Consider the following 25,194-nt stretch of genomic DNA (forward strand, 5'->3'; position numbering starts at 1 on the left):
CGGCACCGACAACCCCCGCCGGACACCCTCCCAAAACAACACCCGCACACACCGAGCCCGCCCAGGCCGCTTCCCACCCATCACAACTCCTCATCACAAGGCGTTGCAACCACCCACTGACCCCAAGTCTTGCTTGGGCGTACTTGCAGACGCACCATCCCTGGGTCGGGGACGGCTGGGGTCTGGAGTGTCAGGACTCGGAGGAACCGCCCTCGTCGGCGGGCTTGTTGGTGTCCGGTTTGGGGGGGTCGGCCGGGGATTCGGCCTCCGCGTCCGGTTTGGCATCGCTCGCGGGCAGAAGCGCGTCCAGCGCCGCACCGGTGATCCGGCGGAACTTTCGCCCCGGCCGCTCACGATCGAGCACCGCCACCTCGAGCTTGCCCGGCTCGCCCTCGGTCCCGTTGCTGTTCGCCGCGGTACTCGCCCGCAGCGCGACGATGGCCACCCCGAGCGCCGAGGCCAGGTCCATATCCGCCTCGAACGTCTCCTTCATCTTCGTCGTGATGGTGTCCGCCTGACCACCCATCACCACGAACCGCGGCTCGTCGCCGATGGAACCGTCATAGGTGAGCCGATACAGCTGGTCATCCGCCGTAGTGGCCCCCACCTCGGCCACGCAGATCTCCACCTCGAACGGCTTGAGCTGCTCGGTGAAAATCGTGCCGAGGGTCTGGGCGTAGACGTTCGCCAACTGCCGTGCCGACACGTCCCGCCGGTCATAGGCGTAGCCCTGAAGGTCGACGTGCCGGATACCCCCACGACGCAGACTCTCGAACTCACTGTAGCGACCGACGGCGGCGAACCCGATCCGGTCGTAGATCTCCGAGACCTTGTGCAACGTCGTCGACGGATTCTCCGCCACGAACAGCACGCCGCCGCGGTACTTCAGCGCGACAACGCTCCGTCCCCGCGCGATGCCCTTGCGCGCGAGTTCCGAACGCTCGCGCATCAACTGCTCGGGTGAGGCGTACAGCGGCATCGTCACAGCGTTGGCTCCGCTCTGCTGGTCAGGACTCCGGCCTTACCGGAGTCGCGGGACTGGTACGGATGGATGGGACCGGCGCTCAGCGCCGGGCCCGCTCGGTGCGCTCCTGGACCACTGCCTCCGCGACGGCCGAGGTCTGCTCCTCGGGGACCGCCACGGCACCGTGCTCGGCCGTGATCGTCACGACGTTCGGGTAGATCCGGCGCACCAGATCGGGACCGCCGGTCGCGGTGTCGTCGTCCGCGGCGTCGTACAAAGCCTCCACCGCGGCCCGCACGGCGGCATCCGCGTCGGCATCCGGATCGTGCAGCTTCTTCAGCGACGACTTCGCGAACAGCGAACCCGAACCGATGGCGTGGTATCCGGCGTTCTCCTCGTACCTGCCACCGGTCACGTCGAACGAGATGATCCGGCCCGCCCGCTTCGGATCCCGCGCCTCGACGTCATAACCCACGAACAGCGGGAGCACCGCGAGCCCGGCCATCGCCGCGTCGAGATTGCCCTTCACCATGTTCGCCAGCTTGTTCGTCTTACCGTCGAGCGACAGCGAGACACCCTCGATCTTCTCGTAATGCGCCAGCTCCACGATGTAGAGCCGAACCAGCTCTATCGCGATACCCGCAGTACCCGCGATCCCCACCGACGAGTAGTCGTCGGTGACGAAGATCTTCTCCAGATCCCGCGACGCGATCAGATTGCCCGAGGTCGCCCTGCGGTCACCAGCGATCAGCACACCGCCACTGAACGTGGAAGCCACGATCGTCGTGCCGTGCGGAATGTCCGGACCGGCACCGCCCGCTCCGGGCATCGAACGTGCGCTGGGCAGCAGGTCCGGCGCCTGCACCCGGAGAAAGTCGGTGAAGGACGACGTCGTCGACGCCAGGTACGCCGAGGGCAGGGCGGAGCCGGAGTGACCGGAAATGTTGTCCATACGTGCTCGTAGTTCCCATCAACGAAGTTCGGCAGGGACGGGCCCGGGCGGCCGCGCACGCGGCGCCCGGCGCGGATCTGACTACTACTGGCCGCCCTTTTGCACGTACGCGCGAACGAAGTCCTCGGCGTTCTCCTCGAGGACATCGTCGATCTCGTCGAGGATCGTGTCCACGTCCTCGCCGAGCTTCTCGCGACGTTCCTGGCCAGCCGGGCCGCCGGCTTCGACTTCGTCTTCCGAGTCGCCACCGCCGTGCTTTTCGACCTTTTCCTGCGCCATCTCGCCTCCCGATGTGGCCGTTGATACCAGCCTACCCAGTGCCACCGACAATCACTGCAGCCGATCGGCTTGCGTGTCCGGCAATTCCCGATCAAGGAAACGGACAAATCGGCTAGTCCGAACCGGTCAACGCCTCCACGAGTTCCTCCGCGGTGGCCGAATCGTCCAGCAGCTTGCCCACATGCGCCTTCGTGCCCCGTAGCGGCTCCAGCGTGGGAATCCGCACCAGCGACTCCCGCCCGACGTCGAAGATCACCGAATCCCAGGACGCGGCAGCGATCGAGGTCGCGTACTTCTCCAGCGTCCTGCCCCGGAAGTAGGCCCTGGTGTCCGAAGGAGGTGTGGTCACCGCGGCACGAACCTCGTCCTCGCTGACCAGGCGTTTCATCGAACCCCGTGTCACCAGCCGGTTGTACAGGCCCTTGTCCAGCCGAACGTCCGAGTACTGCAGGTCGACCAGATGCAGCCGCGGCGCCGCCCAGCCGAGCTGGTCCCTGGCGCGGTAGCCCTCGAGCAGCCGCAGCTTCGCGGGCCAGTCCAGCCGATCGGCACATTCCGCCGGATCCCGCGCCAGTGCGTCCAGCACCTCGCCCCACACCCTCAATACGTCCTTGGAGACCGTGTCACCACCGTGTTTGTCCAGGTGCTCCGCGGCCATCTCATGATAGGCGAACTGCAGGTCCAGCCCGGTGAACTTGCGGCCGTTGGCGAGCTCGACCTTCACCTTCAACGTGGGGTCGTGGCTGATCTGATGCACCGCGCGCACCGGCTCGTCCAGCTTGAGGTCGTCGAACCGGACACCGGCCTCGATCATGTCCAGCACCAGCGCCGTCGTCCCGACCTTCAGATACGTCGAGTACTCCGCCAGGTTCGCGTCCCCGATGATGACGTGCAACCTGCGGTACTTGTCCGCGTCCGCGTGCGGCTCGTCCCTGGTGTTGATGATGCCGCGCTTGAGGGTCGTCTCCAGCCCGACCTCGACCTCGATGTAGTCCGAACGCTGCGACAGCTGGAATCCCGCTGTCTCACCCTGCGCACCCAGACCGACCCGGCCGGAGCCGGTGATGACCTGCCGGGACGCGAAGAACGGCGTCAGCCCGCCGATCACCGCGGTGAACGGCGTCGACCGCGCCATCAAGTAGTTCTCGTGGGTGCCGTAGCTGGCACCCTTACCGTCCACGTTGTTCTTGTACAGCTGCAGAGGTGCCTGGCCGGGCACGGTGGCGGCCTTGATCGCCGCCTCCTCCATCACCCGCTCCCCCGCCTTGTCCCAGATGACCGCGTCCCGCGCGTTGGTCACCTCGGGCGCGGAGTACTCGGGGTGGGCGTGGTCCACGTAGAGCCGCGCCCCATTCGTCAGGATGACGTTCGCCGCCCCGAGGTCCTCGACGTCGGGGTCGGGCCCCTGATTGCCGGGACCGGCCAGATCGAACCCCCGCGCGTCTCGCAGGGGCGACTCCACCTCGTAGTCCCATCGCGCCCTTCGCGCCCGCGGTATGTCCGCCGCCGCCGCGTAGGCCAGCACCACCTGTGTGGAGGTCAGTACCGGGTTCGCGGTCGCGTCACCCGGCACCGCGATGCCGTACTCGACCTCGGTTCCCATGATCCGCCGCATATGCCCACCCTACGGCCCACCATGCGATGATGCCGTGGTGCTACCCGGTGACGAACTCGTTGCGGTTTACGACGCCGGCGGCACCGTCGTTGGCCGAGCCCGCCGCGCCGAGGTTCGTGCCAGCGGCCTCTGGCACGCGGCGGGTGTGGTGTTGGTGCGTTCGGGCGACGGCACTCGGGTGTATGTGCACCTACGGTCACCGGACAAGGATGTCTTCCCCGGAGCTCATGACTGCTGGGCTGGCGGAGTCGTCGCGGCGGGCGAGACCCCCGCGGAATGCGCTCGCCGCGAACTTGCCGAGGAACTGGGCGTCGAAGGCGTCTCTCCGGTGCCGCTGTTCACCCATGTCTTCGACGTCCCACCGATCCGCTGCCACAACTTCGCCTACGAGGTTCGCTGGGACGGGCCGATCGTGCACCAACCCGAGGAGATCGTCGACGGCGGCTGGATGCCCCTGGACGACCTGTACGAATGGGCGCGCGACCCTAGAGGCCCGCTGGTCCCGGACGGCCGGGTCGGCCTGCTCGAATGGTTCCGCCGCTTCGGCTGACGGGGCCTCGTCACCGCTGGGAGACTCGACGAGCCAGTGCTGTCGCGACGGCCGGAGCGAGCCGGACAGCCGCCTCCGCGGCCCGGTCCGCGCTGCCGGCCGCCACCTGTACCGCTGAGACGATCTCGTTCCTGGCGAGCACCACTGTGCAGGTCGACCCCACACACCAACCGCGATGCGCGGTGGTCCCCTCCGGCGAGCCGAGCGTGAGTGGTTCCGTATCGACACATCGCAGTTCCTCGACCGCTGTGGCGGCATTCCCTTCAGCCAAGCCGAGAACATGTTGGTGCAGTTCGGATCCGGTCGGGTATCGCCAGCCGGCCGAGGTCGTCCGTCCTTCCGGGAGCCCGGAAAGACAACCCTCCATTGCGGACGGTGCGTCAGCCGGAGCGACTCCCTCGGAAGCGACGTCCGCGTCGGTCAGCAGTGCCGGGCCGAGGGGTTCGACCGGTGGCGACGATGTCGTCGTCGTTGCGCTCGGCAGGGGCAGCGCCCGCGGTGAACTACTCGCGGCACGCGGGGAGTTTTCGGTCTGCCGAACCGGATCGTCGTAGTAGGTGTCCAGGTCGTTGGGCCGATCGGCGCAACCGGCCATTCCCACCAGCGCGATCGCCGTCACCGCGATCAGCTGCCCGTGACGCACCGTCTCGACCTCCGGCAAGTTCAGAATTCGGGCCTGCCACGGCAGCCGGCAGGCAGGGCCCGACAGTAGTGCACGGACCGGTCACCGCCACGCCAGGGCGGAGCGCTGGCGCCAGTACTGTTCGGGGGATTGCGCGATGGTCGCCGGTACGTCCAGGTCGGTGAGTCCGAGACCGGTGAGATTGTCCGCGAGCTGGCCAGTTCCGGACGGACCTATCAGCACCACATCCGCCCAGGACTGCGCGAGGGCGGCCCCGATCGCGACCGCCGAGGCGGACACGCCGCGTTCCGCCGCGACGGCGGACACGGCCTCTGGCGGCTCGACGGCGAGCCGGCCGTTGGCCAGCGTCTCCTTGAGTTGAACGAGAACGCCGTCGTCGTGTGCGTCCTTCAGCGCCCCTTCCGCCGAACGTTCCAGCAGATTCCAGGTCGACTGCACCGCGGTGAACACACGCACACCGTCGACCTCGAGCGCCAGAGCCCTGCGGATCACGTCCGCCTGCGCCGGCCCCGACGTCGAGATGCCCACCCGCACTCCGGATTCCGCGAGCTTCGCGAGCTCGGCCAGCAACCCGCGATCAGTACAGATCGGACTGTCCGGAGTCACGGAATGCACCTGATACAACGACACCGCGTCGCCGAGTAGTTCACTGGTCTGCCGCCACTGCTTACGCAGCCGGGGCAACGAGTGCTCTTTGGCTTCATGGACCTCGGCGTCGAGCCGCCATTCCCCCACGTACTCGTAGCCCCACTTGCTGGATACGAACACGTCGGAACGGCCATGATCGGCCAGCCAGCCGCCGAGGAACTCCTCCGCGAGCCCGTAGGACCGGGCGACGTCGAACCGGCGAATCCCGCGTTCGTAGGCGGCGTCCAGCACCTGCCGGGTGGCGGCACGAAGACTCGCGACGGACCGGTCCCGCGGAAGTTCCGGCCCGCGTCCCAGATTGATGTACGCGGGCCTGCCCAGTGCGGCCAGGCCGACGGCGATGCGACCCAGTTCAGCGGTGCTCATGATCGCAGGTTATCGAAGGTCGTTGTCGCTGCGGGTTTTTGGTCTTTGTCTTGGAGGAGCGCGGGACGAGCGAATCGGCTCGTCAAAGCGGTGCCGTATAGGTCGTTATACAGTTGGATCGGGAGACGTCGCTTCCGTGCCCCGTCAGGCTTCGCGTCTGCGCAACAACTCGAGAAACTGATCGGAGTCGAGCACCTGCCGATACAGCTTCTCCAGCCGGGCCGCGGGCGCCCGCACATAGCCCTTCCCGAAGACGGGCGCGATCTGACGCAGGCTCGCCCCCGCCTCCCGCGCCGCGAGCAACGTCCAGTCCGAGGCGTTCGCGCATGCCGTGGACGCGCGACGCAGTTCGCCGAGCAGGACGATCAGGTCCTCCGGCGGCACCTCTCCCCTGCGGACCGCATCCGCTGTGTCCTCGAGCCAGTTCAGCACCACGTCACTGGTGATCGGCGCGTGCGGTGCGGGGTACTCCGGGTTGTCCATCGCGACAGCGTATAGGCCGTTATACGCCTTCGTGGGCAGGACACTCCGCGGGCGGCTTGCCAATCGGCCGGATGAGGCACGACCAGAACACACGTGACCCCGGCCGACCCGCTGGATCGGCCGGGGTCACGTGGTCGGTCAGAGGTACTGACCGGTGTTGCTCGCCGTGTCGATCGCCCTGCCGGAGTCCTGGTTCTTTCCGGTGACGAGGGTGCGAATGTAGACGATCCGCTCCCCCTTCTTGCCGGAGATCCTGGCCCAGTCGTCCGGGTTGGTCGTGTTCGGCAGGTCCTCGTTCTCCGCGAACTCGTCCACTATGGCGTCGAGGAGGTGCTGTACGCGAAGGCCCGGCTGCTTGGTCTCCAGCACGGACTTGATCGCCGCCTTCTTCGCCCGGTCCACGATGTTCTGGATCATCGCGCCGGAGTTGAAATCGCGGAAGTACAACACTTCTTTGTCCCCGTTGGCGTAGGTCACCTCGAGGAACCGGTTTTCGTCACTCTCCTCGTACATGCGCTCGACGGTGTGCTGGATCATCGCGTCGAACGTCGCCTTGGTGTCGCCGCCGAACTCGGCCAGATCGTCGGCGTGCACCGGCAGGCCGTCCTGCAGGTACTTCGAGAAGATGTCCTTCGCACCCTCGGCGTCCGGACGCTCGATCTTGATCTTCACGTCCAGCCTGCCCGGCCGCAGGATCGCCGGGTCGATCATGTCCTCCCGGTTGGAGGCACCGATCACGATGACGTTCTCGAGGCCCTCGACACCGTCGATCTCCGACAGCAACTGCGGGACGATCGTCGTCTCCACGTCGGAGGAGACACCGCTGCCCCTGGTCCGGAAGATCGAGTCCATCTCGTCGAAGAACACGATGACCGGAGTGCCCTCCGAAGCCTTCTCCCGCGCACGCTGGAAGATGAGCCGGATATGGCGCTCGGTCTCGCCCACGAACTTGTTCAGCAGCTCGGGACCCTTGATGTTGAGGAAGTAGGACTTCGCCTCCGACGGATCCTGTGCCGCACCCGTCGCGCCGCGGAACTCCGCGACCTTCTTCGCGAGCGAATTGGCCACCGCCTTGGCGATGAGCGTCTTCCCGCATCCGGGCGGGCCGTACAGCAGCACGCCCTTCGGCGGGCGCAACTGGTACTCCTGGTAGAGGTCTGCGTGCAGGAACGGCAGTTCCACCGCGTCCCGGATCTGCTCGATCTGCCTCGAAAGGCCACCGATGTCCTCGTATCGGACGTCCGGCACCTCCTCCAGCACGAGGTCCTCGACCTCGGCCTTCGGCACCCGTTCGTAGGCATATCCTGCCTTCGAGTCCACCAGCAGCGAATCGCCCGGTTTGAGTACCGCCTCCGCGAGCGGATCGGCGAGCCACACCACCCGCTCCTCATCGGCGTGCCCGACGACCAGTGCGCGCGAACTGCCGCCCTCGGTTTCCGGGAGCAGGATCTCGCGCAACGCGCACACCTCGCCGGTGCGCTCGAAGTCGCCACCTTCCACCACGGTCAGCGCCTCGTTCAGGCGCAGCGCCTGACCACGGCGCAGCGACTCCACCTCCACCGCGGGCGATACGGACACCCGCATCTTGCGGCCCGAGGTGAAGACGTCGACCGTGTTGTCCTCGTAGGCGCCCACGAAGACGCCGTACCCGCTGGGAGGCTGCGCCAGCCGGTCGACCTCCTCACGCAGGGCCAGCAACTGTCCTCTGGCCTCGCGCAAGGTCTCGATGAGTTTGTTGTTCCGCTCCGTGAGCTGGCTCACACGCTCCGTTGCCTCGGCAAGGCGCTGCTCGAGCACCCTGTTCTGCCGGGGCGAGTCGGTGAGTTTGCGCCGCAGTAGCGTGACTTCTTCCTGAAGGAACCGAACCTGCCGCGCCTGCTCGGACTCGGACATCTGTCCGGACTCGGCCGCTTCCACCGCCGAGTGCTCAGCCGTGTGCCCGGCCGAGTCTGCGTTACCTGCCGTTCCGGTCGGATCTGTCGGGTCGGACTCCTCGTGCCGACCTCCGGGAAGGTCATGTTGCATTTCGGCACCTCCTCGGAATGCATTTTCTTCCACGGTACCGGCGATCACCGACAAGAAAAGCCCTTTCCGCATCACAAGATCGGCGCGTCGCAAAAGGATGCATGTGAGTAACGGCAACACAAGCGGCCAACCGGAGTGCGCTCGCACCATCCGCCGACTACAGTCCGTTCTCATCGCTGCACGTGGCCAGATCCACGGCATTTGCTACCGGGACGCCGGCCGGTCTCCCGGTCCACCTGTGCGCCCTGTGCGGCGATAGCATCATCCACCTCACCCGCCTGACGGCCGGGGGATCCCGCAGGAAATCCAGTGAGGGGCAGTTCATGACGTATCCGCCGCAGCCGCCGGGCCAGCCCGGCCCCTACGGCCAGCAGGGGCCGCACGGCCAGGAACCAGGCGGGTATCCGCCCGGAGGGCCACCCCCGCATCAGGGTGGCGCGCCCGATCCGACACAACAGTTCCACCCGGGTGGCGCGCAGCAGTTCGGGCATCCGGGGCAGGCCCCGTATGACCCGTACGGCCAGCAGCAGGGGTACCCGGGTGGGCCAGGTGGCGAACCTCCGAAGAAAAAGACCGGCCTGATCGTGGGCCTGGTCATCGCGGCGGTGGTGCTCATCGGTGGCGCGGTCACCCTGATTCTGCTCCTCACCGGGGGCGACGAGGAAAACCCGCAGGCCGGCATGCTGCCCACCACCACCCCCGAGCCCACCAACTCCGCACCCGCACTGCCGACCGGAGAGCCGAGCGAGCCCGCGGAATCGTCCTCGGCTCCGGCCGCGGGCGGCTCTGCCGAGGACGTCGCGGCCGCCAGGGAGGTCGGCGAGCGGGCCGTCGAGGCGATCCGCACGCGTGACGTCGATCTGGCCAGGGAAGTGTCCTGCAACCCTGACTCGATCGACGAGAACCAGTTCAAGGAAGTACCCGAGGGAGTCGAGATCGAGGTCACCGGTGACCCGGTGATCGACGGTGACACCGCTGAGGTCCCGGCCACGGTCAGTGGCGGGGGTCAGAAGCAGGAGATCCCCATTCCGGTCGAGCGGGACGGCGACCGCTGGTGCGTCTCGGACTGATCTCCGTTTGATTCGGCGGGTGGCCGGGCCCGGTTGCTCCGGCCCCGGCCACCCGACCAGGTATTCGGCTCGACGACAGAAGGCCCCGATGACATACCCACCTCAACAGCCAGGTCAGTACGGACAACCCGGTCCCTACGGCCAGCAGGGCCCCTACGGCCAGCCCGGCGGCTACGCGCAGGGACCGCCCCAGCAACCGGTACCCGGTCAGCCGCCCCAGTACGGCCATCCGGATCCCTACGGGCAGTATCCGGGACAGCCGCCCGCTCCCGGCTACGCTCCATACGGTCAGCCCGGATATCCCACGGGCCCGGGCGGGCCCGGCGGTGAGCCACCGAAGAAGAAGACCGGCCTGATCATCGGTCTGGTCATCGCGGGCGTCGTGCTCGTCGGCGGGGGTATCGCCTTGGTGCTGCTGCTGACCGGCGACGAACGCGCCCTCGTCCGGCCTGCCCGCGCCCAGCTCGTCCGCCGCACCGCCCCCTCAGGGCAACGACACCGCCGCGGCGGCCGCGCTCGCTGAGGACTACGCCGCAGCGCTCACCAGCGGCAAGAGCGCGCAGCTCGCGCCTCTCGCCTGTGAACAGCCATCCGCGGAGGAGGCGAAGAACTTCGACGCCGCGGCGGCCTCGGGCAAGCCCGAGTTCACCGTGACCGAGCCACCCACCGTCCAGGGTGACTCCGCGACCGGCACGATGCGCGGCAAGCAGGGCAACAGCCAGAAGGACTTCACCTTCGCCCTGCTCAAGCGCGAGGGCACATGGTGCGCGAGCTACAACTGGGGCAGCGTCGGCTAGCCAGGCAGCGGGGCCGCCTCCTGCTCGCCCCGCAGTGGCCCGAGCAGGTGAGTCACCCCTTGCTCGGGCGCCTGCGTGGGCGCGGCGGAACGACTCCGTCGGCCAGTCGGCGCGCGGTGAGCAGGAACGCCGTATGCGCGACCATCCGGTGATCGGGGCGCACGGCGAGACCGACCACGTGCCAAGGGCGCATCAGCGTCTCCCAGGACTGCGGTTCGGTCCAGCACTGCTGCTCCCGCAGCGCTTCGGTAACGCTCGACAGTTGAGTGACCGTGGCGACGTACACCACGAGTACCCCGCCCGGCACGAGATTGGCCCGCACCGTCGGCAGCATCTCCCACGGGGAGAGCATGTCCAGGACGACCCGGTCCACCTCCCCCTCGTGCTCGGCCAGATCACCGACGCGGAAGTCCCAGTTCGCCGGCCGCTCGCCGAAGAACTTCTCGACGTTGCGGACCGCGTGCTCGGCGTGGTCCTCGCGCACCTCGTACGAGGTGACGCTGCCTTCAGGGCCAACGGCACGCAACAACGAGCAGCTCAACGCACCTGACCCCGCACCGGCCTCCAGCACCCGCGCTCCCGGGAAGATGTCCCCCCACATCACGATCTGAGCCGCGTCCTTGGGGTAGATCACCTGCGCTCCACGAGGCATGGACAGCACGTAGTCCGGCAGCAGCGGCCGCAGCGCGAGGTAACTGGTCCCGCCGCCGGAGGTGATCACCGATCCCTCGGGCTTGCCGATGAGGTCGTCGTGCGGCAGTACCCCTCGGTGCGTGTGGTATTCACCGCCCTCGGCGAGTACGAGCGTGTAGTGCCGTCCCTTGGGGTCGGTCAACTGAACTCGGTCACCAGGACGAAACGGACCCCCTGCGGACACTGCACCTCCATGCTCGCGCGAAACAACCGGCGCCAGATCGTCGCAGACCAGCCCGTCGCTCCACCGATCGGGCCCGCGCAGCTGCGTGCGGGGTCACCAGGACCGGCCGCGTGGCGACATCGCCGCGCGCAGGTCCTCGCGCCGGAGCACGCCAGCGGGCCGGCCCTCGTCGTCCACGACGAGGAACTGCCAAGCCGGGGTCTCCCGCACGCGTTCGGCGATGTCCTCCCCCGGTTCGGAGACCAGCAGCACGGTCTCCGCCCGGATCGGCTCCGCCGCCAGTTCGGCGGGAGAATGCGGTGCGGACGCGGCCAGCTGCTGTGCCGACGCCTCGTCCAGCAGCCCGGCGGCCACCCCGTCCGCCCGTACGAGCACGACACCGCGGCCTGCCGAAGCCGCCAGCGCGTCGGAGACCGGGCTCTCCGCCGGCAGTTGCAGCACGGGACGCACCAGGTCGGTGACGGCGAGCCCTGCGGGCCAGCTCCTCCGCTTCTCCGCCGCCAGCTCAGCACTGGCCCCCGACGCGACGAACCACGCGGTCACCACACAGACGCCGAGGCGCAACCAGCGGTCCGGGCTTCCCTCCGCGAGGCCCCACAGTGCCCACACCAGCAGTCCCGCGGCGACGAGACCACCGCCGACCACCGCGGCTCTGGTGCCCTGCACCCTCGCGCCGGTCAAGGCCCACACCCCTGCTCGCAGCATCCGCCCGCCGTCGAGCGGGAGCCCGGGCAGCAGGTTGAACACGCCGACGGCGAGATTGGCCACCGCGCACTCCGCGACGAGCAGCCAGGCCGCTCCCCCGGAGGGCACAGCCAGCAACAGGAGCGCACAGAGCGCGGCGAGCAGAATGGACACCACAGGCCCCGCCGCGGCCACCAGACCCTCGTGCGCGGGCCTGCGCGGGGTCCGTGTCACCTCGGAAAGCCCGCCGAGCAGGAAAAGCCGGACCCGGCGCACCGGGATCCCCAGCCGCAGGGCCACCACGGCATGCCCGAGTTCGTGCGCCAGCACGGAGAGTCCGAGCAACACCGCGAAGGCCGCGGCGAGTGACCAGGCAGTCGCGGTGCCGGCTCCAGGAAGCAGTCGCCCGACCAGCGGGGCGTACAGCACGACCACGACCAGCGAGCCGATCCACCACGACGGTGCGAGCAGCACCGGAACCCCGTCGACCCGGAAAAGCAGCAGCCCACCGCCGGGCACCATGCGTCCCCCGGACGCCCAGCGTCCGGGAGCGTCCTGCGCCTGCCCACCGGTCGCCTCCACCCGACCAGGGTAGAACCCGAGGTGTCAGGTGTGAGTGACACCGCGCCGGAGGCGGGCCTGCCGGCCTCGCACCCGGCCTCGGCCGCATTGTCGTAGGTGCCCGTTACGCTGCGCACATGTCGCAGAGCACGCCCACGGCGCAGAGCGGGTTCATGGCAACCACCGAGCCGGGCACGGAGGCCACTTCGGAGGCACCGGCCAGGGAGAAGCCGGCCAGACGCCCGGCGTTGTCCCCGTCACGCGCGGCGGATTTCAAGCAGTGTCCTCTGCTGTACCGCTTCCGCGCGGTGGATCGGCTGCCGGAGACACCGACCAAAGCACAGCTACGCGGAACGCTCGTCCACTCGGTACTGGAGAAGCTGTTCACCCTGCCGCAGGCGGACCGGCTTCCCGAACGAGCCAAGGATCTCCTCGGTCCGGCGTGGACGGAGCTCGCCGAGGATCGTCCGGAGTGGACGGAACTGTTCCCGGAGGGCGACGGCAAGGCAGAACAGGTGTCGGCTTGGCTGGAGTCCGCGGCCGAACTGGTGGACACCTACTTCGGCCTCGAGGACCCGCGCACCCTCGCCCCGGAGGCCTGCGAGCTGCATGTGGAGACCGAACTGGGCTCGGGCGTGCTTCTGCGCGGCTACATCGACCGGCTCGATGTGGCCCCGACCGGTGAGATCCGCGTCGTGGACTACAAGACCGGTACGGCGCCGAGGGAGATCGGCGAAGCCAAGGCGATGTTCCAGATGAAGTTCTACGCCGTGGTCCTCTGGCGCCTGCGCGGAACGGTGCCCCGCCAGCTGAAACTGATGTATCTGACCGACGGCCAGTCGCTCGCGTACACACCGGACGAACCGGAGCTGCGCCGCTTCGAGCGCACACTCGAGGCGATCTGGCAGGCGATCCTCAAGGCGGGCAGGACCGGGGACTTCCGGCCCAATCCGAGCAAGCTCTGCGGCTGGTGTGACCACAAGGCGCGGTGCCCGTCGTTCGGCGGCACGCCGCCGGAGTATCCGGGCTGGCCGGAACCCGACGCAGGCGAGGAATCCCCGCTCGACCGCGCAGACTGACCACCGGTGCCCACCGAATCCGAGATCGGAGAGGACACGACCGTGCCCGATGCCTTCTACCTGCCGCTGGGCGGCGAGCGTTTTCTGCCGACCGAGCACACCTCGGGTCCGTGGTCACCGGACGCCCAGCATTTCGGGCCGCCCTCCGCGCTGCTCGTCCGCGCGCTGGAGGAGGTCCCCGCAGAGCGGGAGATGATGCTCAGCCGCGTCACCGTGGAAATCCTCGGGCCCGCGCCGCTGCGGGAGCTGACGCTGACGGCACGCCTCGAACGCCCGGGCCGGGCGGTCGAATACCTGTCCGCCGAACTCGCCACCGACGAGCGGGTCGTGGCTCGGGCCTCGGCATGGCGGCTCGCCGCCTCGGACACCGCCGAGGTCAGTGCGGGGCTGGCGGAACCTCCGCCGGCCCCGGACGGCTTTCCCCCGGCCACGTGGCCGTCCACCTGGCTCGGCGGCTACCTCCACGCCATCGAATGGCGGGCGATCTCCGGGGCGGTCGCAGGCCATGGAGCCGCGGCCGTGTGGGCACGGCAGCGTGTCGCGCTCGTCGACGGTGAGAAGCCGAGCGGCCTGCAACGGCTGTTCACGATCGCCGACTCCGGCAGCGGTGTGTCGGGCAGGCTGGATCCGGCTCGGTGGTGGTTCATCAACTCCGAGCTCACCGTCCATCTGCAGCGCCCGCCTTCGGGCGAATGGATCGGCTTGGACGCCACCACCACGATCGGCCCGAACGGCGTCGGCACCGCCACGAGCAGGCTGTGCGACGAGAGTGGACAGGTCGCCCTCGGCGCTCAGGCACTGCTGGTCCGGCCGCGCTGAGGGAGCCGGGTAGAAGCCACTTCCGGACACACGGAGCGAGGAGACAGCGGAGCCGGGCGTTATCCACTAACCTGCCGTGAACGACAAACAGCATGGAGTCGCCTGGCATGCAGATCACCTCGGTGGTCAACCAGAAGGGCGGGGTCGGCAAGACCTCGCTCAGTGTTGGTCTCGCGGCCGCGCTCGCCGAACGTGGGCGTAGGGCGCTGCTCATCGACCTCGACCCGCAGGGCCACGCCACAACCGAGCTACTCGGCCTGGCGGAGGCTCCCACGGCTGGCCCCAACCTGGCCAGAGCCCTGACCAAGACGTGGAAGGGACCGGTCGAGGAGCTGATCGTCGCCCACCCGCGCAGTAACATCGCTCGCGGTGGCGCCTTCGACGTCATCCCGACTTCTCCCGGCATGTTCGACCTGATTCGCAGGCTGGACCAGTTCCGTGTTCCCGGCTGGCAGCTCGCGAGGGTGATCCAGTTCGCCAACTACGACCACGTCATCATCGACTGCCCGCCCGCGCTGGACGTACTCACCAACAACGCCCTCGCGGCCACGCACGGCATCCTCGTCCCGGTACAGCCGGACCGCACCAGCATCAGGGCGCTGCGATTGCTGAAGGACCAGATCTCCTATGTGGAGCAGACGATCGGCAGGCCGCCGATCGTCTACTTCGGACTCGTACCCAGTCTGTACCGCAGGCCGATGTCGGGATACGCGACGACCGCGCTCAGGGCGTTGCACGAGTTCGACATCCCCGTGCTCCCCCACCTTCCGCTGGGCGTGGTGATGAACGAGGCCGCCGTGCGCGGGATGCCGGTGACCACCTTCGCGCCGGAAACCGTACAGGCGGCGGCGTTCCGGCAGATAGCCCACATCATGGACTCGAGGGCGGCCGAGACCGCCCAGCACCCGGCACAGCCGATCGCACCTGCCGAGCAGGACGACTTCGTCTTCGAGGACTTCATCGCCGACGTCTCGCAGGCGCGAAACATCAACGACAACGGATCGCGGCGCAAGCTGTACGACCTGCTCCCGAAGCGGCCACGGCCGCCGCGCTGAGCACGCCCTCACCACCGGATCGCCCCCGCTCGCTGCCGGGGATGATCCGGTGATGCGGGTCAGAGCCTGCAGGAACGGATGTCCGAGGCGAGTACGGCCTTCGCGCCGGCCTCGGCGAGTTCGTCCATGATCTTGTTGACCTTCTTGCGAGAGACCATCGCTCGTACCGCGACCCAGTCGTTGTCGGCGAGCGGGGCGACAGTCGGTGACTCGAGTCCCGGAGTGATCGCGATGGCCTTCTGCAGCAGTTCGCGCGGGCAGTCGTAGTCGAGCATCATGTACTGCTGCGCGAAGACGACACCCTGCAACCGGGCGGCGAGCTGGGCCTTCGCTTTGGACTCGGGACTGCCGGCACGGTGTACCAGCACCGCCTCGGAGACGCAGATGGGCTCGCCGAAGGCCACCAGGTCGTGCTGGCGCAGCGTCCGGCCCGAGCCGACCACGTCGGCGATCGCGTCGGCGACGCCGAGCTGTACGGAGATCTCCACGGCACCATCGAGCCGGATCACGTCCGCTTCGATCCCCTGCGTCGCCAGATCGTCGCGAACCAGCCGAGGGTACGAGGTGGCCAGCCGCTTGCCCTGCAGGTCGGCGGCGGTCCAGTCGCGGCCTGCGGGTGCGGCGTAACGGAAGGTGGAGCCGCCGAAACCCAGTTGCAGGGTCTCCGCGACAGGCGCACCCGAGTCCAGCGCGAGGTCCCTTCCGGTGATCCCGAGATCGAGCTCGCCGGACCCGACGTAGATGGGGATGTCCTTGGGCCGGAGGAAGAAGAACTCCACCTCGTTCACCGGGTCGAGAACGGTCAGGTCACGCTGCTCGTGTCGCTGCCGGTAGCCGGCCTCACCGAGCATCTCGGACGCGGGCCCGGCCAGCGCGCCCTTGTTCGGTACAGCGACTCGCAGCATCACGTTCCTCCTCGCCGGGCAGAGCCCGCGATCGAATTCCTCTGGCCACCCGGCGTCAGAGCCAACAGGTCTGGCCGCGCCTCTCAGAGGTACCGGTAGACATCCTCGGTCGAGATCCCGCGCCCCAGCATCAGCACCTGCACGCGGTAGAGCAACTGGGAGATCTCCTCCGCCAGCCGGTCGTCGGACTCGTGCTCCGCGGCGATCCACACCTCCCCCGCCTCTTCGAGCACCTTCTTGCCCTGTGCGTGCACCCCGGCGTCGAGCGCGGCGACCGTGCCCGATCCCTCCGGCCTGGTGCGGGCGCGCTCGGTCAACTCGGCGAACAACTCGTCGAAGGTCTTCACGGGCGCCGATCCTTCCATCCTTCACGGTCGCCCGCGTGAGCGGGCCAAGGCGGTGCGCCGCAGGTCACCATCAGCTCACTCCATCGCCTGAACAGCGCACGATTCGGCCAGGCCGGCGAGCACGGATGCGTCGACTCCGACGAGGGAGTGCCGGAACACCCGGCGGGGCCCCGCATCCACCGCGACGTCGTTCGGTACGACGAGCACGACACAGCCCGCCGCCTCGGCCGACGACGCGCCCGGCGGGGAGTCCTCCACGGCCACGCAGTGCCCGGCGTGGACGCCGAGGAGCTCGGCGGCCAGCAGGTACGGGCGCGGATGCGGTTTGTTCTGCCCCCCGACCTCGTCGCCACAGACGGTCACGTCGAAGTACTGCCTGCCGATGGTGTTCAGCGCCTGCTCGGTCAGCCCCCGCTCGGTGGAGGTCACCAGCGCCGAGGGCACGCCCGCGTCCCGGATCGCGGCCAGTGCCTCCTGCGCGCCGGGGCGCCACGGCAACTCGTCCGAGAACAGGCCGAACGTGCGGGTGCGGATCCAGTCGCCCACCTCGGCGACGGCCTCGGGCTCCGGCTCCCGTTCCGCGGTACCCAGCAGGAATCGTGCCGTACTGTCCATGTTGGACCCGACCAGCGCGGCGCGCTGGGCTTCGGTGAGCCCGCCGCCGAGCCAGTCCGCCGCCTCGTAGAGCGCGACGTCCCACAACTTCTCCGAGTCAACGAGCGTGCCGTCCATATCCCACAGCACGGCGGCGGGAAACCCGTCGCGCCCGTCCCCATTGGACGGTGCAGTCACTATTTCTCCCCTACTGTGAAACCTGAAGTCGATTGACGCACGTATGCCGGTGCAACTATCGAGCTCGTGTTATCAGCATTCTCCGGACTCAGGTGTTGAAGTACTTTGCTTCCGGATGATGAGCCACGATGGCATCGGTGGACTGCTCCGGATGGAGCTGGAACTCCTCCGACAGCTTCACCCCGATGCGTTCGGGCCGGAGCAACTCGGCGATCTTCGCCCGGTCCTCCAGGTTCGGGCAGGCGCCGTAACCGAGCGAGAACCGCGCACCCCGGTAGCCGAGTTTGAAGAAGTCCTCGACGTCCGGCGGGTCTTCGTCGGCCATGGACGCACCCGAGCTGAACTGCAGTTCCTGCCGGACCCTCCGGTGCCAGTACTCGGCCAGCGCCTCGGCCAGTTGCACGCCGAGCCCGTGTACCTCCAGGTAGTCCCGGTAGGCGTCGTTCGCGAACAGGTCGTTCGCGTAGTCGGCGATGGGCTGTCCCATCGTGACCAGCGTCAGGGGCAGTACATCCACCCCGCCAGAAGCGCGAGCCAACTCACGCGGCCGGTAGAAGTCGGCGAGACAGAGGTGCCGATCCCGTTGCTGCCGGGGGAAACCGAACCGGGTGAGTTCGGCGGCGCCGGGATCGGGTTCGCTGAGTACGACCACGTCGTCGCCGTCGGCCACACACGGGAAGTAGCCGTACACCACCGCGGAGTGCGCCAGGATCCCGTCGGTGGCCAGCCGGTCGAGCCAGTAGCGCAGCCGTGGCCTGCCCTCGGTCTCCACGAGTTCCTCGTAGGTGGGCCCGGATCCGCCCTTGACCCCACGCAGTCCCCACTGGCCCATGAAGGTGGCCCGCTCGTCGAGCATGGCCGAGTACTCGGCCAAGGGGATGCCCTTGATCACTCGTGATCCCCAGAACGGCGGGGTCGGCACGGGTACGTCGGTGGCCACGTCCGACCGGGCGGGCACCGGTTGTGGGTCCTCCTCGGCCTGTTTGGCCTTGCGTGCTTCGGCGATGCGCAACGAACGTTCCCTGCGCGCCTTACGCTCGGCCCGCTTCTCCTCGGCCTCGGCGTCCACGGGCTGCACCTCGCCGCGTTTGGCGCCCATGATCGCGTCCATCAACCGCAGTCCCTCGAAGGCGTCCCGCGCGTAACGAACCTGTCCGATATAGACATCGGTGAGGTCGTTCTCCACATAGGAGCGAGTGAGTGCGGCTCCGCCGAGCAGCACCGGCCACCGGGTGGCGACCCCCCTGGAGTTCATCTCCTCGAGGTTCTCCTTCATGATCACCGTCGACTTCACCAGCAGGCCGGACATGCCGATCGCATCGACCCGGTTCTCCTCCGCGGCGTCGAGGATGGACGTGATGGGTTGCTTGATGCCGAGGTTCACCACCTCGTAGCCGTTGTTGGACAGGATGATGTCCACCAGGTTCTTGCCGATGTCGTGCACATCGCCCTTGACCGTCGCCAGCACGATCCGGCCCTTGCCACCGGAGTCGTCCTTCTCCATATGCGGCTCGAGATGAGCCACGGCCGTCTTCATCACCTCGGCCGACTGCAGCACGAACGGCAACTGCATCTGCCCCGACCCGAACAGCTCACCGACCGTCTTCATCCCGGCCAGCAACGTCTCGTTGATGATCTGCAGCGGCGGCCGCTCGGCCATCGCCGCGTCCAGATCCGCTTCCAGACCGTTGCGCTCCCCGTCCACGATCCGCTGCTCCAGCCGCTCGAACAACGGCAGCCGTGCCAGCTCCGCGGCGCGGGACTCCCGGCTCGACGCCGCCGTCTTGCCCTCGAACAGACTCATCAGCTTCTGCAGCGGGTCGTAGCCCTCCCGCCGGCGGTCGTACACCAGGTCCAGGGCCACCTCGCGGTGCTCGTCCGGGATCCGAGCCATGGGCAGGATCTTCGAGGCGTGCACGATCGCGGTGTCCAGACCGGCCCGCACGGCCTCGTGCAGGAACACCGAGTTCAACACCTGCCGAGCCGCCGCGTTCAGGCCGAACGAGACGTTGGAGACGCCGAGTGTGGTCTGCACCTCGGGGTAGAGCTCCTTGAGCCGCCGAATGGCCTCGATGGTCTCGATGGCGTCCTTGCGGACCTCCTCCTGGCCGGTGGAGATCGGGAACGTCAGGGTGTCGACGATGATGTCGCACACCCGCATCCCCCAGTTCGTAACCAGGTCCTCGATCGTGCGGCTGGCGATGCGCACCTTCCAGTCCGCGGTGCGGGCCTGGCCCTCTTCGTCGATGCACATCACGACCACGGCGGCGCCGTGTTCGCGGACCAGTCGCATGATCCGCTGGAACCGGGAGTCCGGGCCGTCGCCGTCCTCGTAGTTGACGCTGTTGACCACGCTGCGGCCGCCGAGCCGCTCCAGCCCCGCTTCGAGGACGGCGGGCTCGGTGGAGTCGATCATGATCGGCAGGGTCGAGGCCGTGGCCAGCCGCGAAGCCAGCTCCGACATGTCCGCGGCGCCGTCGCGGCCCACGTAGTCCACGCACAGATCGAGCAGATGCGCCCCGTCACGGGTCTGCTCGCGGGCGATCTCCACGCAGTCCTCGTAGCGCCCCTCCAGCATCGCCTCCCGGAAGGCCTTCGACCCGTTGGCGTTGGTCCGCTCCCCGATCACCAGCACACTGGCGTCCTGCGCGAACGGCACCGCCTGGTACAGCGACGACACGCCCGGTTCCGGTCGCGGATCGCGCGGCTTCGGCGGCAGATCCGCGACGGCCTCGGCCAGCTGCCGGATGTGCTCGTCGGTCGTGCCGCAGCACCCCCCGACCAGGCCGACACCGAACTCCCTGACGAACCCGCTCAGCGCCTCGGCGAGTCCCTCGGGTCCGAGGGGGTACACCGCGCCGTTCGGCCCCAGCTCCGGCAGTCCCGCGTTCGGCATGACCGACAGCGGGACACGGGCCTGCTGGGAGAGCTGGCGCAGATGCTCACTCATCTCGGCGGGACCGGTGGCGCAGTTGAGGCCGATGACATCCACACCCAGCGGTTCGAGCGCCGCCAGTGCCGCACCCACCTCGGTACCGAGCAGCATCGTCCCGGTGGTCTCCACGGTGATCGACGCGATCACCGGCACGTGCAGCCCAGCAGCGGTCATCGCCCGGTGCGCGCCGATGATCGAGGCCTTCGTCTGGAGGATGTCCTGGGTGGTCTCGACCAGCACCGCGTCCACCCCGCCTGCCAGCAGCCCGCGGACCTCCTCCGCGTAGGCGTCCCGCAGCTTGGTGAAGGGCGCGTGGCCCAGCGTCGGCAGTTTCGTCCCCGGACCGACCGACCCAAGCACGAACCGGGGACGCTCGGCGGTCGCGAACTCGTCGGCGACCTCCCTGGCCAGCCGGGCCCCCGACTCGGAGAGCTCGTAGATCCGATCCTCGATGTCGTACTCGGCGAGATTGGCGAAGTTCGCGCCGAAGCTGTTGGTTTCGATCGCGTCCGCCCCAGCGGCCAGGTAGCCCCGGTGAATCCCCCGGACGACGTCAGGGCGTGTGACGTTCAGGATCTCGTTGCAGCCCTCGAGCCCGGCGAAGTCGTCGAGGGACAGATCGTGAGCCTGCAGCGCGGTCCCCATAGCACCGTCGGCAACCACAACACGGGAGGCGAGGGCGTCGAGCAGTGGTGACGGAGTGCGTTCAGACATGGGTACAAGAGTACGGTCTCCGCCCGGCCGGTCGTTGGTCGTAGGCTGGCAGGTGTGAGCAAGCCCCCCTACGAGATGTCACCCGACGCTCCCGACCCAGCACGCGAGCACGCCGGGCGAGCAGCTGAGTCCGCGGAGCGGGACCAGCAGCCCGGATCCAGCAACACACCCGACGAGTCGCCCGAGACCGAGGGCGAAGGCGCGGATGGCGCGGTTGGCGCCGGCGCAGATCCCGCGAATCCGGACGAAACCCCTGGTGACGAGGTTGAAGCCGACGCCGAGGAGGCCGATGAGGGCGATCCGAAGCCGGTGATGGTGGTGGCCTTCGAAGGCTGGAACGACGCGGGGGACGCGGCCAGCACCGCCATCGAACACCTGCAACTCAACTGGGACGCGTCGCCGCTGGCCGAGCTGGACCCGGACGACTACTACGACTTTCAAGTGAGCAGGCCCACAGTCCGCATGGTGGACGGGGTGACGCGCATGGTCGAATGGCCGACCACACGGCTGGTGATCTGCCAGCCACAGGGATACGACCGCGAGGTCGTCCTCGTGCAGGGGCCGGAGCCGAACATGCGCTGGCGCGCGTTCTGCGCGGAGCTGCTCGAGCATGTGGAGAAGCTGCAGATCTCAACCGTGGTGACGCTCGGCGCCCTGCTGGCCGACACCGCGCACACCCGGCCGGTTCCCGTCACGGGAACCGCATTCGACGCGAAAGCCGCGGCCAAGTACGACCTGGAGCGCAATCGGTACCAGGGCCCGACCGGCATCGTGGGCGTGTTCCAGGACGCGTGCGTACGCGCGGGCATCCCGGCGGTCTCGGTGTGGGCGGCGGTTCCGCATTACGTTTCCCACCCGCCGTCACCGAAGGCCACGCTGGCACTGCTGCACAAGCTCGAGGACGTCCTCGACGTCGAGATCCCGCTGGGCGCTCTGCCCGAGCAGGCGGAGGAGTGGCAGCGCACGGTCAGCGAGATGGCCGACGAGGATGAGGAGATCAGCGACTACGTCCGCTCACTCGAGGAGCGCGGCGATGCCGAGATCACCCTCGACGAGAACAGTGGCGACAAGATCGCCGCCGAGTTCGAGCGCTACCTGCGCCGTCGCAGGCCGGACGGCCCAGGCTCGGCGCGGTGAGTTCCCCAATGTGGCATTGGGGACGTTGAAGTTCCCCAATGCCACATTGGGGAACTTCAAGTTCCCGAAAGCCACATTGGGGGAATCCCGCATGCGCCCCGTCAGAGGAGGGTGCGCAGCGGGACGGGGCCGCGGGCGCGCTTGCGCCACTCACGGGGATAACCGAGGGACACCTCCTCGAACCGCACTCCGTCCCGGTAGGTGGTGCGCGGTATGTGCAGGTGGCCGTACACCGCGATCTCGGCGCGGTAGCGGCGGTGCCAGTCCTCGGTCTCCGAGGTGCCGCACCACATCGCGAACTCCGGATAGTGCAACGGTTCGGTCGGATGACGGTGCAGCGGCCAATGTGAGACGAGGACGGTCCCGTGCTCGGGCGGGATCGCGGCCAGCCGTTCTCCGCTGACCTTGAGCCGCTCGGCGCACCACTCGGCACGACTCGGGAACGGGTCCGGGTCCAGGAAGAACTCGTCCGTACAGACAACCCCCGCATCCCGTGCCTGGTCGAGCGCCTCGGCCAGCGATCTGCCCTCCGCCTCCGGCGTGCGCCACGAGTAGTCGTAGAGCAGGAAAAGCGGCGCGATGGTGAGCGGTCGCGGGTGGTGTTCCCACACCGCGAACTCGTCCTCCGGAGTGAGCACGTCGATCGACTGACACCGGCGAACCAGTTCGGCATAGCGCGCCTGCCCCCGGAACTGCGCCGGTTCCTTGCCAGTGGTCCACAGTTCGTGGTTGCCGGGCACCCAGATGACCTTCGCGAATCGCTCCCGCAGGGTGCTCAGGGTCTCGATGACCACGTCCATCCGCTCCGCGACGTCTCCCGCGACGATCAGCCAGTCGTCCCGGCTCGCGGAACGGACGCTGTCGAGGAGTGGCTCATTTCCCCGGTGTGTGACGTGCAGGTCGCTGGTGGCGAGCAGGTGTGGCACTCCACCACCGTATCCGCGGTCGCGAACGCGGGCCCACCTGCGCGCCGCGGGAAGCCGGTGAGCAGGACCAGCGCGAGCGATCCGGCGAGTACGTGCAGCGCGGCCTGCACCGTGAGCAGGCCGGTGAGGCCCACCAGTTCCACGAGCGAACCGGCCAATTGCATACCGAGTGCGGTCCCCGCGGCCATCGCGGCGAACGCCGTGCTCAGCACCCGTCCCGCCAGCAGTGGTCCGGCGGCGGTCTGCAACACCGACAGCAGCCCCGAGGCCGAGACGACGCCCGGCGCGCCGACGAGGGCGAACAGCCCGGCGTACACCCAGAACTCGGTGGTGACCGAGGGCAGATGCCAGATCAGCACCGACACCAGCCCCACCCCGAGGGTTCCCCAGCCGAGCAACGCCGACGGGCGTACGTGCCGTAACCCGGTGGCGACCACGGCGCCCGCTACCAGTCCGCCGACCGCCTGCACCCCTCGTAGCAGGCCCACCTCGGGTTCACCACCGCCGAGGCGCCCCAACACGAAGAGTACGAACAGCACCAGGAACATGCCCTGCGCGATTGCCGAGAGCAGCAGGGTGACGCCGGTGCGCCGCAACATCGGATTGTCGCGGATCGCGTTGAGACCGTCGAGCCACTGCCGCACCATGGGTGTGCCCGCGACGGGTGCGACGGTCCGTGCCGGGAAGCGCGGAAGCAACAACGCGCCGGCGAGTGCCAGCGCGGCGAGATAGGCGCCCACGACCCAGGGCAGTCCGCCGAATCCGAGCAACAGGCCACCGAGCGATGCCCCGACGAGCCGGGCGACGCTGCTGTTCACCCCCATCAGGCCGTTCGCCGCGGTGACCTGATCCGTTCCCACCAGGTCGGGCACGAGGGCGTTGCGGGCAGGCTCGAACAACGCCGCGAGCGAGGCCTGCGCGGCCACCACGAGGAACACCAGCGGCAGCGCTGCCTGGCCGTCCGCAATCAGCAGGGGCAACGCCACCACGGCCTGACCGGTGCAGACCAGGAACAACACCAACCTGCGCTCGTACCGGTCGGCGAGCACCCCGGCCAACGGGCTCATCAGCACCGCGGGCAGCAGGCCGAGCATCATGCTCGTGGCCGTCGAGGCGGCCGATCCGGTGAGCTGGTAGACGAGCACGGGGAGTGCGACCTGCAGCATCCATTCCGCGGTCTCGGAGAAGAAGGCGGCCGTCCACAGCCGGGCGAACCCGGGTTGCCGTAGTACGCCTGGCCGCATCACGACGAGGTGCCGCCGTCCGCCTCGATGCGCAGGAACGCCCGCAGCCCGACGTGCACCGCTCGCGCACCTTCTGGGACATCGGCGCGGATCTTGTTCACGTACGGCCGAAGCAGCGTGTCGATGGAGGCCACGAGCTCGTTGAGTTCCGCCGGGGTGACGGTCAGCGCGTAGCTGTTCAGCCCACCACTGTCCCGCCACTGCGGCTCCAGGTCACCGACCGCGTCCAGGTATCGCTGGGTGAGCTCCTGCTCGGTGTCGAGCATCGTGCCCGCCGCGGCGAGCCGAGCGGCTCGCATCGCGGGATCGGCACCGAGTTCGCCCAGTTCGAGACCGACCTGGCGGGCCTGCCACGGTCGCTGCCGCCCGTCTTCGGCCGCACTGGGTTCCACCAGGCCGAGCTCCGCCAGCTTGCGCAGGTGCCAGCTGCAGTTCGAAGCCGAGGAGCCGACGGCTGCCGCGCATTCACTGGCCGTACGCGGGCCGACCGCCATCAGGTAGTCGAGCAGTGCCGCACGCAACGGATGAGCCAGCGCTCGCATCAGTTCGACATCCCGCACCCGTCTGCGTTCGGGTAGTTCGTTCATCGCGTCCCCAGATCTGAAAGAACCCTTTCGAAATATCTCTTTCAGATTGCCCTGTTCGGACACCGCCGTCAACAGCGAACAGCGATAGAAAAACGCTTGACTAAAACTACGGGTGTCGCATTAGACTGGCTCGCATCATG

The 25,194-nt window shown here is 68.4% G+C and carries 25 protein-coding genes; 8 read left to right on the forward strand and 17 right to left on the reverse strand.

Features of this window, described 5'->3' with window-relative positions:
* Positions 1 to 190: 190 nt before the first annotated feature.
* From prcA to dop, 4 genes are all read right to left on the reverse strand, one after another.
* Positions 191 to 985, reverse strand: coding sequence for a proteasome subunit alpha (gene prcA, locus D0C15_RS20515; RefSeq protein ID WP_116048023.1), 795 nt, complete (start codon positions 983 to 985; stop codon positions 191 to 193).
* Between the two features lie 79 nt (positions 986 to 1,064).
* Positions 1,065 to 1,916 carry a proteasome subunit beta gene (prcB, locus tag D0C15_RS20520; RefSeq protein ID WP_116048026.1) on the reverse strand — a complete coding sequence of 284 codons (852 nt, stop codon included), beginning with the start codon at positions 1,914 to 1,916 and terminating at the stop codon, positions 1,065 to 1,067.
* Positions 1,917 to 2,000: 84 nt separating this feature from the next.
* Positions 2,001 to 2,195, reverse strand: coding sequence for a ubiquitin-like protein Pup (locus D0C15_RS20525; RefSeq protein ID WP_116048028.1), 195 nt, complete (start codon positions 2,193 to 2,195; stop codon positions 2,001 to 2,003).
* A 112-nt stretch (positions 2,196 to 2,307) separates the two neighbouring features.
* Positions 2,308 to 3,810 carry a depupylase/deamidase Dop gene (gene dop / locus D0C15_RS20530; RefSeq protein ID WP_116048030.1) on the reverse strand — a complete coding sequence of 501 codons (1,503 nt, stop codon included), beginning with the start codon at positions 3,808 to 3,810 and terminating at the stop codon, positions 2,308 to 2,310.
* Positions 3,811 to 3,847: 37 nt separating this feature from the next.
* On the opposite strand from dop, the gene D0C15_RS20535 reads away from it, so the two are divergent.
* A complete protein-coding gene (locus D0C15_RS20535; protein WP_245976064.1) occupies positions 3,848 to 4,360 on the forward strand; it encodes an NUDIX domain-containing protein in 513 nt (170 codons plus the stop codon).
* Positions 4,361 to 4,370: 10 nt separating this feature from the next.
* Here D0C15_RS20535 and D0C15_RS20540 read toward each other — a convergent pair whose 3' ends face one another.
* The 4 genes from D0C15_RS20540 to arc form a co-directional block, all read right to left on the reverse strand.
* A complete protein-coding gene (locus D0C15_RS20540; protein WP_162830170.1) occupies positions 4,371 to 5,003 on the reverse strand; it encodes a hypothetical protein in 633 nt (210 codons plus the stop codon).
* Between the two features lie 81 nt (positions 5,004 to 5,084).
* The gene (locus tag D0C15_RS20545) at positions 5,085 to 6,017 is read right to left on the reverse strand and encodes an aldo/keto reductase (protein ID WP_116048035.1); all 933 of its coding nucleotides are present in this window, start codon (positions 6,015 to 6,017) and stop codon (positions 5,085 to 5,087) included.
* A 144-nt stretch (positions 6,018 to 6,161) separates the two neighbouring features.
* Complete coding sequence (locus D0C15_RS20550; RefSeq protein WP_116048038.1) at positions 6,162 to 6,500, reverse strand: hypothetical protein; 339 nt, start codon at positions 6,498 to 6,500, stop codon at positions 6,162 to 6,164.
* Positions 6,501 to 6,638: 138 nt separating this feature from the next.
* A complete protein-coding gene (gene arc / locus D0C15_RS20555) occupies positions 6,639 to 8,525 on the reverse strand; it encodes a proteasome ATPase (RefSeq protein WP_116048041.1) in 1,887 nt (628 codons plus the stop codon).
* Between the two features lie 323 nt (positions 8,526 to 8,848).
* Between arc and D0C15_RS34770 the strand changes: the two genes are divergently transcribed.
* The 3 genes from D0C15_RS34770 to D0C15_RS34225 all read left to right on the forward strand — a co-directional run bounded on the left by D0C15_RS34770 (position 8,849) and on the right by D0C15_RS34225 (position 10,392).
* Complete coding sequence (locus D0C15_RS34770) at positions 8,849 to 9,595, forward strand: flagellar basal body-associated FliL family protein (RefSeq protein WP_211323276.1); 747 nt, start codon at positions 8,849 to 8,851, stop codon at positions 9,593 to 9,595.
* Positions 9,596 to 9,683: 88 nt separating this feature from the next.
* On the forward strand, positions 9,684 to 10,118 hold the full coding sequence (locus tag D0C15_RS20565) for a flagellar basal body-associated FliL family protein (RefSeq protein ID WP_116048044.1): 435 nt from the start codon (positions 9,684 to 9,686) through the stop codon (positions 10,116 to 10,118).
* Positions 10,119 to 10,245: 127 nt separating this feature from the next.
* Positions 10,246 to 10,392: a hypothetical protein gene (locus D0C15_RS34225; RefSeq protein WP_162830171.1), complete on the forward strand. Its 147-nt coding sequence runs from the start codon at positions 10,246 to 10,248 to the stop codon at positions 10,390 to 10,392.
* Positions 10,393 to 10,444: 52 nt separating this feature from the next.
* On the opposite strand, the gene D0C15_RS20570 is transcribed toward D0C15_RS34225, so the two are convergent.
* Both D0C15_RS20570 and D0C15_RS20575 read right to left on the reverse strand, forming a co-directional pair.
* A complete protein-coding gene (locus D0C15_RS20570; RefSeq protein ID WP_116048046.1) occupies positions 10,445 to 11,269 on the reverse strand; it encodes a tRNA (adenine-N1)-methyltransferase in 825 nt (274 codons plus the stop codon).
* Positions 11,270 to 11,362: 93 nt separating this feature from the next.
* Positions 11,363 to 12,475: a site-2 protease family protein gene (locus D0C15_RS20575; protein ID WP_116048048.1), complete on the reverse strand. Its 1,113-nt coding sequence runs from the start codon at positions 12,473 to 12,475 to the stop codon at positions 11,363 to 11,365.
* A 212-nt stretch (positions 12,476 to 12,687) separates the two neighbouring features.
* Between D0C15_RS20575 and D0C15_RS20580 the strand changes: the two genes are divergently transcribed.
* From D0C15_RS20580 to D0C15_RS20590, 3 genes are all read left to right on the forward strand, one after another.
* Positions 12,688 to 13,593 (forward strand): RecB family exonuclease, encoded by a 906-nt coding sequence (locus D0C15_RS20580; protein ID WP_116048173.1) that lies wholly within the window; start codon positions 12,688 to 12,690, stop codon positions 13,591 to 13,593.
* A 42-nt stretch (positions 13,594 to 13,635) separates the two neighbouring features.
* The gene (locus tag D0C15_RS20585; protein ID WP_116048175.1) at positions 13,636 to 14,412 is read left to right on the forward strand and encodes a thioesterase family protein; all 777 of its coding nucleotides are present in this window, start codon (positions 13,636 to 13,638) and stop codon (positions 14,410 to 14,412) included.
* Between the two features lie 107 nt (positions 14,413 to 14,519).
* On the forward strand, positions 14,520 to 15,467 hold the full coding sequence (locus D0C15_RS20590; RefSeq protein WP_116048051.1) for a ParA family protein: 948 nt from the start codon (positions 14,520 to 14,522) through the stop codon (positions 15,465 to 15,467).
* A gap of 59 nt (positions 15,468 to 15,526) precedes the next feature.
* On the opposite strand, the gene hisG is transcribed toward D0C15_RS20590, so the two are convergent.
* The 4 genes from hisG to metH form a co-directional block, all read right to left on the reverse strand.
* The gene (gene hisG, locus D0C15_RS20595; protein ID WP_116048053.1) at positions 15,527 to 16,372 is read right to left on the reverse strand and encodes an ATP phosphoribosyltransferase; all 846 of its coding nucleotides are present in this window, start codon (positions 16,370 to 16,372) and stop codon (positions 15,527 to 15,529) included.
* 83 nt (positions 16,373 to 16,455) lie between these two features.
* Positions 16,456 to 16,719: a phosphoribosyl-ATP diphosphatase gene (locus tag D0C15_RS20600; protein ID WP_116048054.1), complete on the reverse strand. Its 264-nt coding sequence runs from the start codon at positions 16,717 to 16,719 to the stop codon at positions 16,456 to 16,458.
* Positions 16,720 to 16,794: 75 nt separating this feature from the next.
* Complete coding sequence (locus D0C15_RS20605) at positions 16,795 to 17,511, reverse strand: HAD family hydrolase (protein WP_281270722.1); 717 nt, start codon at positions 17,509 to 17,511, stop codon at positions 16,795 to 16,797.
* A gap of 88 nt (positions 17,512 to 17,599) precedes the next feature.
* Entirely contained in the window at positions 17,600 to 21,160 is a 3,561-nt protein-coding gene (gene metH, locus D0C15_RS20610) for a methionine synthase (RefSeq protein ID WP_116048056.1), read from the reverse strand.
* Between the two features lie 312 nt (positions 21,161 to 21,472).
* Here metH and D0C15_RS20615 point away from each other — a divergent pair, with 312 nt between their 5' ends.
* Positions 21,473 to 22,297 (forward strand): PAC2 family protein, encoded by an 825-nt coding sequence (locus tag D0C15_RS20615; protein ID WP_116048180.1) that lies wholly within the window; start codon positions 21,473 to 21,475, stop codon positions 22,295 to 22,297.
* Between the two features lie 101 nt (positions 22,298 to 22,398).
* On the opposite strand, the gene D0C15_RS20620 is transcribed toward D0C15_RS20615, so the two are convergent.
* The 3 genes from D0C15_RS20620 to D0C15_RS20630 are packed head-to-tail and all read right to left on the reverse strand — an operon-like array spanning position 22,399 to position 25,054.
* Positions 22,399 to 23,223 (reverse strand): metallophosphoesterase family protein, encoded by an 825-nt coding sequence (locus D0C15_RS20620; RefSeq protein WP_116048058.1) that lies wholly within the window; start codon positions 23,221 to 23,223, stop codon positions 22,399 to 22,401.
* Complete coding sequence (locus tag D0C15_RS20625; protein ID WP_116048060.1) at positions 23,124 to 24,467, reverse strand: MFS transporter; 1,344 nt, start codon at positions 24,465 to 24,467, stop codon at positions 23,124 to 23,126. Before D0C15_RS20625 ends, D0C15_RS20620 begins: the two co-directional genes overlap by 100 nt.
* Entirely contained in the window at positions 24,467 to 25,054 is a 588-nt protein-coding gene (locus tag D0C15_RS20630) for an ArsR/SmtB family transcription factor (protein ID WP_116048063.1), read from the reverse strand. Before D0C15_RS20630 ends, D0C15_RS20625 begins: the two co-directional genes overlap by 1 nt.
* Positions 25,055 to 25,194 lie beyond the last annotated feature (140 nt).

The sequence above is a fragment of the Amycolatopsis palatopharyngis genome, from assembly GCF_003385185.1.
GTDB classification, from domain to species: Bacteria; Actinomycetota; Actinomycetes; order Mycobacteriales; family Pseudonocardiaceae; genus Amycolatopsis; species Amycolatopsis palatopharyngis.